Origin of the sequence: Rahnella laticis (genome assembly GCF_015644585.1) — a bacterium.
Lineage (GTDB): Bacteria > Pseudomonadota > Gammaproteobacteria > Enterobacterales > Enterobacteriaceae > Rahnella > Rahnella laticis.
The window spans coordinates 282,477-295,223 of the sequence record NZ_JADOBI010000005.1; the positions used below are offsets into that span (position 1 = coordinate 282,477).

At 51.7% G+C, this 12,747-nt stretch carries 14 protein-coding genes; 8 read left to right on the forward strand and 6 right to left on the reverse strand.

Annotated features, from left to right (window positions below; genetic code table 11):
- Positions 1-60 precede the first annotated feature (60 nt).
- The 5 genes from IV433_RS13195 (at position 61) to gstA (ending at position 5,266) form a co-directional block, all read left to right on the forward strand.
- Positions 61-330 (forward strand): hypothetical protein, encoded by a 270-nt coding sequence (locus tag IV433_RS13195; protein ID WP_195814474.1) that lies wholly within the window; start codon positions 61-63, stop codon positions 328-330.
- Positions 331-472: 142 nt separating this feature from the next.
- Complete coding sequence (locus IV433_RS13200; protein WP_195814473.1) at positions 473-1,606, forward strand: GGDEF domain-containing protein; 1,134 nt, start codon at positions 473-475, stop codon at positions 1,604-1,606.
- A 190-nt stretch (positions 1,607-1,796) separates the two neighbouring features.
- Positions 1,797-3,470, forward strand: coding sequence for a putative bifunctional diguanylate cyclase/phosphodiesterase (locus tag IV433_RS13205; protein WP_195814472.1), 1,674 nt, complete (start codon positions 1,797-1,799; stop codon positions 3,468-3,470).
- A gap of 124 nt (positions 3,471-3,594) precedes the next feature.
- A complete protein-coding gene (gene dapA, locus IV433_RS13210; protein WP_195814471.1) occupies positions 3,595-4,461 on the forward strand; it encodes a 4-hydroxy-tetrahydrodipicolinate synthase in 867 nt (288 codons plus the stop codon).
- Between the two features lie 199 nt (positions 4,462-4,660).
- Positions 4,661-5,266, forward strand: a complete 606-nt coding sequence (gene gstA / locus IV433_RS13215) for a glutathione transferase GstA (protein ID WP_195814470.1) — start codon at positions 4,661-4,663, stop codon at positions 5,264-5,266.
- A 102-nt stretch (positions 5,267-5,368) separates the two neighbouring features.
- Here the strand turns inward: gstA and pdxY are convergent, their stop codons facing one another.
- The 5 genes from pdxY to anmK form a co-directional block, all read right to left on the reverse strand.
- Positions 5,369-6,229: a pyridoxal kinase PdxY gene (pdxY, locus tag IV433_RS13220; protein ID WP_195814469.1), complete on the reverse strand. Its 861-nt coding sequence runs from the start codon at positions 6,227-6,229 to the stop codon at positions 5,369-5,371.
- Between the two features lie 101 nt (positions 6,230-6,330).
- The gene (gene tyrS / locus IV433_RS13225) at positions 6,331-7,605 is read right to left on the reverse strand and encodes a tyrosine--tRNA ligase (RefSeq protein WP_195814468.1); all 1,275 of its coding nucleotides are present in this window, start codon (positions 7,603-7,605) and stop codon (positions 6,331-6,333) included.
- A 162-nt stretch (positions 7,606-7,767) separates the two neighbouring features.
- Positions 7,768-8,433: a pyridoxamine 5'-phosphate oxidase gene (gene pdxH, locus IV433_RS13230; protein WP_195814467.1), complete on the reverse strand. Its 666-nt coding sequence runs from the start codon at positions 8,431-8,433 to the stop codon at positions 7,768-7,770.
- Positions 8,434-8,536: 103 nt separating this feature from the next.
- A complete protein-coding gene (locus IV433_RS13235; protein ID WP_152325736.1) occupies positions 8,537-8,848 on the reverse strand; it encodes an MliC family protein in 312 nt (103 codons plus the stop codon).
- A gap of 84 nt (positions 8,849-8,932) precedes the next feature.
- Positions 8,933-10,051, reverse strand: a complete 1,119-nt coding sequence (anmK, locus tag IV433_RS13240; RefSeq protein ID WP_195814680.1) for an anhydro-N-acetylmuramic acid kinase — start codon at positions 10,049-10,051, stop codon at positions 8,933-8,935.
- A 396-nt stretch (positions 10,052-10,447) separates the two neighbouring features.
- On the opposite strand from anmK, the gene IV433_RS13245 reads away from it, so the two are divergent.
- A complete protein-coding gene (locus tag IV433_RS13245; protein WP_152325735.1) occupies positions 10,448-10,918 on the forward strand; it encodes an outer membrane lipoprotein in 471 nt (156 codons plus the stop codon).
- Between the two features lie 114 nt (positions 10,919-11,032).
- Here IV433_RS13245 and slyA read toward each other — a convergent pair whose 3' ends face one another.
- Positions 11,033-11,467: a transcriptional regulator SlyA gene (slyA, locus tag IV433_RS13250; RefSeq protein ID WP_152325734.1), complete on the reverse strand. Its 435-nt coding sequence runs from the start codon at positions 11,465-11,467 to the stop codon at positions 11,033-11,035.
- Positions 11,468-11,661: 194 nt separating this feature from the next.
- Between slyA and IV433_RS13255 the strand changes: the two genes are divergently transcribed.
- Both IV433_RS13255 and IV433_RS13260 read left to right on the forward strand, forming a co-directional pair.
- The gene (locus IV433_RS13255; RefSeq protein WP_152326335.1) at positions 11,662-11,886 is read left to right on the forward strand and encodes a DUF1656 domain-containing protein; all 225 of its coding nucleotides are present in this window, start codon (positions 11,662-11,664) and stop codon (positions 11,884-11,886) included.
- Positions 11,887-11,888: 2 nt separating this feature from the next.
- A complete protein-coding gene (locus IV433_RS13260) occupies positions 11,889-12,746 on the forward strand; it encodes an efflux RND transporter periplasmic adaptor subunit (RefSeq protein ID WP_195814466.1) in 858 nt (285 codons plus the stop codon).
- Position 12,747 lies beyond the last annotated feature (1 nt).

A 12,747-nucleotide genomic window follows, 5' to 3' on the forward strand; every position in this document is an offset into this window, starting at 1 on the left:
TTTGCTAATCTTTTAAGAAGCACGACTAAGCTTTTCACTCACTCCCACCAGGAAATTGCGATGGATAAACGAAAAGTCCTGGATGAAGGACGTCAGCTCAAACGCCTGAATGCAGAAACCCGCCGGCATGCGCATATGCATAAATGGTTCGCTATCGTGGCGGCTCTCGATTGTGTACTGGTCATTTTCTACGATCAGGACATGCGTAATATCGTCTTCTCGGCGGGTGTTTGCGTGGTATGTACCTATTTATGGCTGAAAGGCAGGAAACAATCCCGTAGCTACCGGCGCGAGTGGGACGCCAAATTCGGCACAAAAAAACAGCTCTGAAATCATTTCGTCGGCTTTAGCTGCTCTTCCCTTATTCCTTTCATAAAGAAATTCCTAATTTTTACGAAAGTGTTTCTGTTCCGACCTGATAATCGGCCAAAATAACATTTGGCATACCCGCAAATAACAACTCATACAATTTATGCATCTCGACGTTTACACGTTATTTATTTTCGAACTTTATATTCTCATTCTGCTGACCGGTGTCATGCTTTTTGCGTGGATCGGCGGCCGCAGGGATCCGACGCTCGGACTGATGGCGCTCATGCTGGCTTTCGCTACGGCGGGAACACAGCTCAGCAGTATGCGCTCTGATGTGAACGATATAATTCCGGTTTTGTTCAGTAACCTGCTGATATTGCTTTGCTATGGAATTATGTGGTCGGCTGTCAGGGTATTTACGGACCGCCGGATTATCCTCCCCGGCGTATTCGCCGGGCCGCTGATCTGGGCATTTTTCTGCCTTTCTCCGGATTTCTATCACAGCCTTTCTCAGCGGATTTTACTGACATCCATACTGACCGCTGCGTATACGCTGATGACCACCGTGGAGCTGTGGCACGTCCGCAGGCAGCTGAACGTTACCTTCTGGCCTGCACTGCCACTCAGCCTGTTTCATGCGGGGTTCTATCTGATGCGGCCGGTGTTTGATGACGGCCTGCCTTACGCCGAAATGGCCGGAGGTCACAGCAGCGGATTCTTCGCCATACTCATTTTCGAAGCGATTCTTTACGCCATCTGCCTGACCTTTATCATTCTTGCCATGGTGTATGAACGCGGACAACTGAGCTACAAACTGGCTTCGCTGCGGGATCCGCTGACCGGAGTTGGAAACCGTCGCGCGTTTCTGGAATTTGGTAACGAATTGATCAGGAAGCGTAAAAACTGCACCTTACCGCTGCAATTAATGTTATTTGATTTGGACAATTTTAAAAAACTGAATGATCAGTACGGTCATGCAGGCGGTGATTCCGCGCTTATTTTCTTTTGCAGTATCGTTAATTCCCTGCTGGAAAAGAAAGATGTATTTGCCCGTATCGGCGGTGAAGAATTTGCCTGTCTGACAAGCCAGCCTAAAGAACAGGCCATAAAATTGGCAGAAACGATTCGTTTCCGGCTGGCACAAAGTTCGCAGCACAATATTCCAATGACCGTCAGCGTCGGTATTGCGTTCAGCGATCTGAATCAGGACACGATTTCTCACTTATTGATCCAGGCAGATCATGCTTTGTATCGGGCTAAATCTGCGGGTAAGAACCGGATTGAACTGAGTTGATCGTTATTCACCCGAACATTATATCGAATACCTTACTTAGGGCGTGATAACCAATTGAATTTTCAAATTTAATAACAACGGTAATAATCTCATCCAAATGTGAGTAATAATTGCAAAAACAACCTGATGAGGTTACTGGCTAAAAAATGTTGCCAGAACACACTCATTTCCTGCTCGGGGTATTTAACTCATGCTTACTGATATTGCGATATGCCAGGCAGTTCTTGATGCTCTTCCCGAAGCGACGGTACTTAAAGACGACGAACGCAAACTGGTATTTCTGAATCAGAAAGCCAGCGAGTTCTATGGCCGCACGCGTGAAGAACTGATCGGCCAGGACGTCTCTTTTTTTACCGATCCTGAGCAGGCAGCCCGTCAGCGTGAGCGTGATATTGAAGTGCTGGTCACCGGCGAAAAGACGGTGAACGAAGAAACGCTGGTCGATCCATCCGGTAAGCGTCGTAGTGTTCTGGTACGTAAGTCCCGCGTTACGCTGGAGACCCGCCATTTTATTCTGACGTCCATTATGGACATTTCCCTGTTACGCAGTTCAGAAGCGCAGATCCGTTATCTTGCCCGCCACGATGTGTTAACCGGTCTGCCGAACCGGACCGCCCTGAGTGAAGAACTGAGCCAGATTGCCGCACAACGAATGTACCGCCCCGAGCCTTACGCCCTTTTCCTGTTAAATCTTAACGACTTTAATTACATCAACGATACCTATGGCTATCAGGCTGGCGACGCTATTTTATGTGAATTTGGTCAGCGTCTGCGCAACGAAGTCGGTAACAACGGCACCGTTTCCCGGATTGGCGGCGACGAGTTTTCCATTATTTTGCGTAACAACCCGACCAGTGAAATGGCCAATAATCTGGCCCTCGAAATCCTGGTGATGATGCGCCAGCCGTTTACGCTGACCCGCGCCAATCCGATGATCACCATTTCTTTCGGCATCGTGATGTTTGGTGCCGAGAATATTACTGCCGGCGAAATTATGCGCCGGGGAAATACCGCCTTGCTGGAAGCCAAGCAGCGCGGCAAAAATATGTTCTCGTTCTACTCTGAACTGCTTGATGCCAGCAGCGTGAGTAAACGTATCATGGTGAAAGCACTGGCCGAATCGCTGGCAAAAGACGGCGATTTGTCCTGCGTCTATCAGCCGATTTTGCGCAGCCGCGACGAAAAGGTGGTATGCGTTGAAGCCCTCGCCCGCTGGAACCACGGCGTACTCGGACAGGTTTCACCAGTGCAGTTTATTGCGCTTGCGGAAGAAACCGGGCTGGTGATTCAGCTGGGTGAAATCGTCCTGCGACAGGCTTGCCGGGATATCAAAAACTTTGAGCAGCTCAATCTGGCGATTAACGTTTCTGCCGTGCAGCTCGGTGAGCCGGATTTCGGGCCGCGTTTTCTGGCCGTGCTGGAAGAAGAGGATTTCCCGCCTTCGCGGCTTGAGCTGGAACTGACCGAAACGTCAGTCATGAACGCCAATGCGAACAGCCTCAGTCAGCTGGCGAAACTGCGCAAACTGGGCGTTAAAATCTCTCTGGACGATTTCGGCACCGGCTATTCCAGCCTGAGTCTGCTGAAAGATATCTCCGTGGACAGCGTAAAAATCGACCGTTCGTTTGTGCAGTACGTCACAGAAGTGAATGATACTGCCGCCATCGTCACGGCGGTCTCTCAGCTCGGCAATAAAATGCATCTCAACGTGATTGCGGAAGGCGTGGAAAATCAGCTGCAAAAATCGTTCCTGGTTTCAGCGGGTTGCTCACATCTCCAGGGCTATCTTTTTTCGCGTCCCGTGACCGTCGAAGTGTTAAACAGTTTGTTGAGTAATGAAATGGATATGTTAGCCGGTACATAAAACCCGCAACCATAAGCACCATAGATAACTCAAAACACCTTATTAATTCATTCAATTGGCGCTCGTCCCTGTTTTACTGACATGATCCGAGGCTGATAAAACACGCCGTTTAAGGAATTTCAACATGTCATCGTTTTCAGGTATCTGGGTTCCGCTGGTCACGCCTTTCCATCAGGGTGAGATCGACTTTACTGCACTCAAATCTTTGTGCACCCGGCTCCTCAAACGGGGTGTGGACGGCGTCGTCGTCTGTGGTACTACCGGCGAAGCGCCGATGCTCACCAAAGAAGAACAACTTAAGGTGCTGGACGCCGTACTGGAAGTCTTGCCCGGCCAGCAGGTGATCATGGGGCTTTCCGGCACGCATATGCCGGTGATCCGCGCCATGCAGGACGCCATTTTAGCGCGTCCTGTCGCCGGTCTGCTTATCCCCGCGCCTTACTATATTCGCCCCTCTCAGGCCGCACTGGTCACCTGGTTTACCGAAATTGCCGACCACTCGACGGTTCCGGTTGTGGTTTACAACATCCCTTATCGCACCGGTGTACACATGGAACTGGACACACTTCGCCAGCTGGCTAAACACCCGCAGATTACTGCGGTGAAAGATTGCGGCGGCAGCATCGACCTGACGCTTTCACTGATTGCAGACGGTGAACTGGACGTTCTGTGTGGCGAAGATGTGCAGATTTTCTCGACCCTGAGTCTCGGCGGCGCAGGCGCGATTGCGGCCTCATCGCATATCTTCCCGGAAGAGTTTGTGGCACTGATTAAGCAGTTCAGAGAGGGGGATCTTATTGCCGCCCGAAAAACATTCTTTGGCCTTCTGCCGATGATCCGGCTGATGTTCTCCGCGCCGAACCCGGCGGCGATTAAATACGCCCTTTCACTCGACGGGCTGATGAACAATGAACTGCGTTCGCCAATGCTGCCTGCACCGGAAAATGTCGAAACGGCGGTACGCGATTTCCTGAACCAGCGTTCCCGCTGATTTCACCGGATGACGGGCGAAACGTCCGTCATCCCCTGCGTTATAAAGTGAACAATTGAACGCCCCGTCACAATTAAATCACTGACTTTTGCTCCCGCCGGTTCTAGGATAGAAGCAGACCTTATATCGCCGTGCAGCTGAATCCCGAAGCCGAAATGTTTCGCGGGCGCAGACTGGTAGCTCATCCAATGGAGTGTTTATGAAACTGTATTACAAACCCGGTGCCTGTTCCCTTTCTCCACATATCGTCCTGCGTGAAGCGGGTCTGGATTTCAGTATTGAGAAAGTCGATCTGGCGACCAAAAAGACAGAAACCGGTGATGACTTCCTGACAGTGAACCCGAAAGGACAAATCCCGACGCTGCTGCTCAGTGACGGCAGCATTCTGACCGAAGGCGTTGCCATCGTTCAGTATCTGGCTGACCAGAAACCCGACCGCCAGCTGATGCCGGAACAAGGTACGCTGGCCCGTTATCACGCGCTGGAATGGCTAAACTACATTGCGACCGAACTCCACAAAGGTTTCTCGCCGCTGTTCAATCCGAAAACGCCTGACGAATTCAAGGCACTGACCCGCGAAGCGTTGAGCAAGAAATTTGCGTACGTGGATGAATCCCTGAAAGGTCACGCATTCCTGTTGGGCACACGTTTCAGCGTAGCCGATGCGTATCTGTTCACCGTGATGGGCTGGGCGAAAGCGCTGAAGTTTGATTTCGCGGCGCTGACCGAGCTGAATGCCTATCTGGAGCGTGTGGCTGCACGTCCGGCTGTTGACGCAGCCATGAAGGCTGAAGGCCTGAAATAAGCACTTCCTGAGTTAAAAAAATGCCCCGACTGAATAATCAGTCCGGGGCATTTTTATTGAAGCGTGATGTCGCGTTTTACGCGGATCCGATCCTTACGCCAGTTACAATTTTACCGCCGGGAAATGATGTTCCGGTTTAACCATTTTGTCCTGCGCTGCGACGATTTGCAGCTCGTACTCACCCATCGAATGAGTAGTCAGCATTACTTCGTAAACAGCGGCAGTCACATGCTCCAGCGCTTTATCCAGTGCCTCGCCTTTGAGCAGATTCACCAGCAATAATCCGCTGGTCAGGTCGCCCACGCCAACCGGCTGACGTACACCGAAATCGACCAGCGGGCGGTCGATATGCCAGGCTTCATCCGCCGTCACTAACAGCATTTCAAAACGAACGCTGTGATATCCCGCACGGCTCAGATGTTTCACCAGCACGATTTTCGGGCCTTTCGCGATAAGCTCACGCGCCGTGGCAACGGCTTCTTCAACGCTTGCCACCGCATGGCCGCTCAGCAGTTCAAGCTCCAGCAGGTTTGGCGCAACGATATCGCAGTTCACCAGCGCCTGATTGCAGTGGAATTCCGCCACGCCCGGCGCCACGATACAGCCTTTCTCAGGGTGTCCCATGACCGGATCGCAAAAATACCAGGCATTGGGATTCGCTGCTTTCACCTTCCGGACAATCTCCAGAATGCTTTGCCCCTGTTCCGGCGAGCCGATATAACCGCTCAGCACGGCGTCGCAGTCTTTCAGGCGATCGATTTCCGCAATACCCTGCGCAATTTCGGTCAGATGGCTGGCGGGCATCACGCAGCCTGTCCAGTGTCCGTACTGGGTGTGGTTGGAAAACTGAACAGTATTCAGCGGCCAAACGTTTGCGCCCATTCGGCGCATAGGGAACTCAGCCGCGCTGTTGCCGGCGTGCCCAAAAACAGTATGAGACTGGATAGAAAGAATGCTTTTCATGAGGAATTTCCGATAGCAGCGTCATCGGTGGATGGCGGAATAGCTGAGATCACAGGTCAAAACGGGGAGCTTTTCGCTCCCCGTCGTGCCGGTCGTAAAACTTATGCCCAGAGCAGCAGGGTGTAGTTCTTTTTACCGCGACGCAGCAAGGTGTAGCGGCCAAACAGACGATCACCGTCAGTAAAGCTGTACTCGGTGTCAGTCTGTTTTTCACCGTTCACGGACACGGCGTTTGACGAAATCATAGTACGCGCCTGACCTTTAGACGGCGCCATACCGGCGATCACCAGTGCCTGTTGCAGGTCGGTATCACGCGGGACTTCAAACAGCTCCAGGCCATCCTGCGCCAGCTGGCCGAAATCGACTTCGGTCATTTCGCTCAGGGAACCGGAGAACAGACTTTGCGTAATACGTTTCGCGGCAGCCAGACCTTCTGCGCCATGAACCATGCTGGTCACTTCTTCGGCCAGAACGTATTGCGCGCGCGGTGCTTTACCGCTGTTTTTATCTTCTTCTTCCAGCGCATTGATGTCTTCGATGCTCATGAAGGTGAAGAATTTCAGGAAACGGTAAACGTCGGCGTCCGCTGTGTTGATCCAGAATTGGTAGAATTTGTACGGGCTGGTTTTCTTCGGATCCAGCCAGACTGCGCCGCCTTCGGTTTTACCGAATTTGGTACCGTCTGCTTTGGTGATAAGCGGAACGGTCAGGCCGAAGACCTGTTTCTGGTGCATACGGCGGGTTAAATCGATACCGGACGTAATGTTGCCCCACTGGTCGGAACCACCAATCTGCAAGACCACCTGATGGCGGTTGTACAACTCGGAGAAATCGTAACCCTGCAACAGGTTATAGGAGAATTCGGTGAAGGAGATTCCGCTGTCATCACGGTTCAGGCGCTGTTTCACCGCTTCTTTGTTGATCATCTGATTAACGGAGAAGTGTTTACCGATATCACGCAGGAAAGTCAGCACGTTCATGCCGCCAAACCAGTCGTAGTTATTCGCGGTAATGGCGCTGTTTTCGCCACAGTTGAAATCCAGGAAAGGAGAAACCTGCTGGCGGATTTTCTCAACCCACTCGTTGACCGTTTCGTTGGTATTCAGTTTACGTTCAGTGGCTTTAAAGCTCGGATCGCCGATAAGGCCGGTCGCACCGCCGACCAGCGCCACAGGTTTGTGGCCGTTCAGCTGAAAGCGCTTCAGGCACAGCAATGGCACCAGATGACCCAAATGCAAGCTGTCTGCGGTAGGATCGAAACCGCAATAGAGTGCAATTGGCCCTTGCGCCAGTTGCTCAGCTAACGCTTCTTCATCCGTTACCTGGGCAACGAGGCCCCGCTCTTGCAATTGTTTAATCAGGTTGCTGCTCGCCATCAAAGACTCCGTTTGTATGTACTGAAAATTATGTACTGAATGTGTGCAGATTCATGTCTGACATCATGCCGCGCATGTGCCTTTTCTCTCACCTTTACGGGGAACGACATAGAATAAAGCGCTCGTCGTCCGAGCGCTAGGGAATCGCGTTTTTTTTCGTGGTTAAGGTGCGAGGCGGTCTATTTTCCAGCCAGTTTCTGTTTCTGTTTCATCGCGCTGATAGATAAACCGGTCGTGCAGACGATGTTCGCCGCCCTGCCAGAATTCCATCGAATCCACTTTCACGCGGAAACCGCCCCAGAAGCTGGGAAGCGGCACTTCGCCGTTGCTGAATTTTTGTTTGAGTTCGAGGAATTTGCTTTCCAGCACGCCGCGCGCCGAGATACGGCTCGACTGCTGCGAAACCCAGGCGCCGATCTGGCTGTCTTTCGGGCGGCTGGTGAAATACTTCATGACTTCCAGCGTCGACAGGCGTTCTGCCTGACCGAGGACGATGACCTGTCTGTCCAGCATATGCCACGGAAACAGCAGGCTGATTCGGGAATTATTTGCTAACTGCTGCGCTTTGCGGCTGCCCAGATTGGTGTAAAACACCAGCCCTTTTTCGTCATAGTGCTTTAACAAAACGATACGCTGGAAAGGCTGTCCGCGTTCATCAACGGTGGCCACAACCATCGCCGTCGGATCCGCCAGGCGCGCATCGCAGGCCTGTTTCAGCCAGTGTTCAAACAAAGGAAGCGGTTCAGGAGTTAGATCTGCGCGACGCAGCCCGCCGCGCGTGTATTCACGGCGCGAGTCCGCAATATCAAATTCTTTGTTATCAGCCATATGGATTCAAATGCGTCTCTGAGGAAGGTAAAATGCATTGTGCACCCGACGCGTCAGGATCTCAACGTCCCTGACGCAGGGTTTTGGAAAGCGGAAAGCGAGGCTATTTCTGGACGCAATCGTCGATAATGACGTTATCCCCGCGCTGGACGAAGGCCTGATTGCCTTTTGACCAGAAGGTATAGCGGCCATCGCTGTAACGGGTTCCTGATGCGGCTTCGACCTGTTTGAGTTTCAGCTGCTCGCCATCAAGCACCATGCTCACCTGCTGTGCCGGTTTATCCAGCGTGACGGTCAGTGGCAACGTACCGCACTGATAATGTAATTCTTCCGTCGGGCTTTCAGCCTGATGACTGAACTGGCTGCATCCTGCCAGCGTTAATCCGGCTAACGAAGCGATAATCGCCTTTTTCATGTGGTGCTCCCTGTAGGTTCTGGTTTACCTCCGTTATGTACCACGCCAGATGGCGCAGCACATTGAGATAAAACCGAGAACGCATCAGGGACGGCTTGAAACCACCGGATAAATCGCGCCAAGCACGGTTTCACGGCTGGCACCGGTCACGGACGGCAGATTCCCCGGCTGGCCGGATAACGTTCTGAATGCCAGCCACGCAAACGCCAGCGCTTCCATATCATCACCGCTGATGCCACAGGAATCCGTAGTGCAGACTTCAGTCCCCGGCAACATCGCCGAGAGCCGCGCCATCAGTAATGGATTACGTGCGCCACCGCCGCACACCATCAGACGATCGCAGCCGCCGGTCAGCTGAACCTGCTCGGCGATGCTTACCGCCGTCAGTTCGGCCAGCGTGGCCTGAACGTCAGCGGGGGCAATTTCCGGTGATCGCGCCAGCTGTTTTTCAAGCCACGCCATATTGAAATATTCACGCCCGGTGCTTTTCGGTGCAGGCTCGGCAAAATAGGGATCCGAGAGCATCTGCTGAAGCAACCGCAGATTGACCCGTCCCTGACCAGCCCATTCCGCACCTTTATCGTACGGCTGGGCTTTATGACGCCAGATCCATGCATCCATCAGCATATTACCCGGCCCGGTGTCATACCCGCGCACCGGTTGCCCCGGCAAAAGCATAGAGAGATTGGCAATACCGCCAATGTTCAGGATCATTCTGCGTTCTGCCGCGTCAGACAGTAATGCCTGATGGAACGCCGGAACCAGCGGTGCGCCCTGCCCGCCCCACGCCATATCGCGGCGGCGGAAATCGCCCACGGTAGTAATACTGGTCATGGCCGCAATACGGTTGTTGTCGCCAAGCTGCATCGAAAAAGTGGTTTTGCCTTTTGGCTGATGCCAGACGGTCTGCCCGTGGCAGCCGATCGCCGTAACTTCGTCCGCCGGGATGTTGGCACTTTTCAGTAAGCCTAAAACCGCTTCACCAAATAAAATTCCCAGCTGTGTATCGAGCTCGCCAACCTGTTCAAGCGTCACCTGTTGCCCCTGGCACATCCCCAGAATGGCATTTTTTAACGCCAGAGGAATGGGATGAGAATAGCTCGCCTGCTGCGCCACCATGCGTTCATCAATGGCAGCCAGCACAACATCAACACCATCGAGACTGGTGCCGGACATCACCCCGATATAGCGACCTGACTTCATAGATAACATCCCCAACTCCTCAGGAAAAACGTCCGACAAAGTAATAGCCACAGAGTAATCGGTATTTAGAGAGCAGCGCCATGAGTTACTGAATTTTTTATTACGCCGTGTGATGACTTCGTGTTTTTCTTGTTACGGTTTTTTATTTTTGAAAAAAGGTGTGCTGCAATAATCGCCAATAACAACATAAAGCGCAGGAATTTTGATTTAACAGATGGCTGTCTAAAACTTAAACCTGCGTTTATTATTAGTTGAGTCCCTCTCTTGTATACTGGAGATAGTGAAGTGAATATGTGTTATGACACCCTCGACACTGATGTTGAACTGTGTACTGTTTTTTCTCTGTTGCTGCCGCTACTCTGAAAGATGTGCAGCAGCATAAAAAAGGAGCTCTTTATGATTAAGCGTTTACTCGTCGTCGCCCTTGCCGGTGCAACCCTTGCTGGCTGCGTCAACGATAATTCTCTGTCTGGCGATGTTTACTCCGCATCTCAGGCTAAGCAAATTCAACAAGTTACCTACGGGACTATCGTTTCTGCACGTCCTGTACAGATTCAGGGCGGGGATGATGCGAACATCGTCGGCGCTTTGGGCGGTGCGGTGCTGGGTGGCTTCCTGGGTAACACTGTCGGTGGCGGTACTGGCCGCAGCCTGGCAACCGCCGCAGGTGCCGTTGCCGGTGGTGTAGCCGGTCAGGGCGTGCAAAGTTCTCTTAACCGTTCAAACGGTGTGGAACTGCAAATCCGTCGCGATGACGGCAGCACAATTCAGGTTGTTCAGAAAGCTGGCCCGACCAAATTCAGCGTCGGTCAGCGTGTGAGCATGGCGAGCAGCGGCAGCACCATTACTGTCTCTCCTGGCGCCTGATAGCTTTCGCCGCAAAACAAAAAACCGAAGCCAATGGCTTCGGTTTTTTTTATGCGCCCTGCTTTTCCGGCAGAGCAAATACAACGCTGTGTGACGTAAAAAAAAACGCAATTCTTATGATTTGCTTTGCAGGGAAGCGATATTTTTTTCCAACCGGGACAGCATTCCGCCCAGTTGTTCAATTTCTGCAGACGACATACCGGACAAAATTTCTTTGCGCGTGGAATCAATCACCGACTCCATTTCACTGATGATAGGTTCCGCTTCTTCAGTCAGCTTGATGCGTTTAGCACGGCGATCGCTGGCACAAGTCTGACGGGTGATCAGTTTCTTTTCTTCAAGCTGATCCAGCGTGCGGACCAGAGAAGGTTGTTCAATCCCAATGGCTTTTGCAAGCTGAATTTGAGACTGTTCAGGAGGTAACATATTGATATTGTGCAGTGTTACCCAATGTGTTTGCGTGAGTTCCAATGGTTTTAGCCGATCGTCAATCAACGCACGCCAGGCACGAACTAATCGTGCTAGATCTGACCCCAGATTCGATTCCAATTATCCCCTCCTTATAATTAGCATGCTAAGATAACTCCCCAGAGTTTAGCTTAGTTTTAGGAACTTTAATCGAGAAATTACAATTCTATATATAATGGTAGGTACTATTGCATCCGGAAGCGGGTCGTCTGCTTCCAAAGGTAAACTTGTTTATAACACAATCACTGGCAGAGATTAATATTGTGAATGCGCAAATGTTTCACTCAGGCTTCCCCCTACCGGATCTGGTCCTGGGTGCCTCACTTTATTTCCCCCCGATGTTCAAAGCATTTTTACTGGGGCTGGTATTCTGGCTTCTGATACACCGGGTTCTGCGTGATTGGATTTATTCTGGTGAAGTCTGGCATCCCACCCTGATGGATTTATCCCTTTTTGTTATCTCTATTTGTGCCGCACTGATGCTTATGGTGAACATCTAAAAATGAAATTTAAGACACTCAAATATTTCTCTACCGTGCTGGTTTTTGCGGTCGCTATATGTGCGGGCTGGTGGATGTGGAATTACTATATGCAATCGCCGTGGACGCGTGACGGCAAAGTTCGCGCTGAAATTGTCGACATCACGCCTGAGGTTTCCGGACGGATTATCGACATCAATGTTCATGATAATCAGTTCGTAAAAAGCGGCGATCCGCTGTTCAGCCTGGATCCGGTACCTTTCAGAATCGCTGTCGATAATGCGCAGGCGGCGCTGGCAAAAGCGGCAGCCGATTTAGCCAAAGCGGAACATGAGGCAACGCGCCGTCGCGGTCTGGGCACCAACGTTATTTCTGCCGAATCGCTGGATGAATCGAATATCAGCGCCAAAGCCATGCAGGCTGCATATCAGGCTGCTCAGGCGTCTCTGGAACAGGCAAAATGGAATCTGAGTAAAACCAATATTGTCGCGCCGACTGACGGTTATATAACCAACCTGCAAACCCGCAAAGGGAATTACGCCACCACGGGCACCCCGCTGGTGGGGCTGGTAGATATTCATTCTTTTTACGTACTCGGCTATTTCGAAGAGACGAAACTAAAAAGTATTCGCGAAGGCAGCCAGGCTGATATCACTTTATTTAACGGGAATATTCCGCTTCAGGGGCGCGTCGAAAGTATTGGCCGCGCCATTTATGATCAAAGCCTGGATACGCCGTCGGATTTGCTGATGAACGTGAAACCTAATGTGCCGTGGGTTCGCCTTGCACAGCGCGTTCCGGTGCGGATTAAGCTGGAAAATGTCCCGGAACATGTCGTTCTGGTGGCGGGTACCACCTGCACCATTTCCATCCGTAATTAAG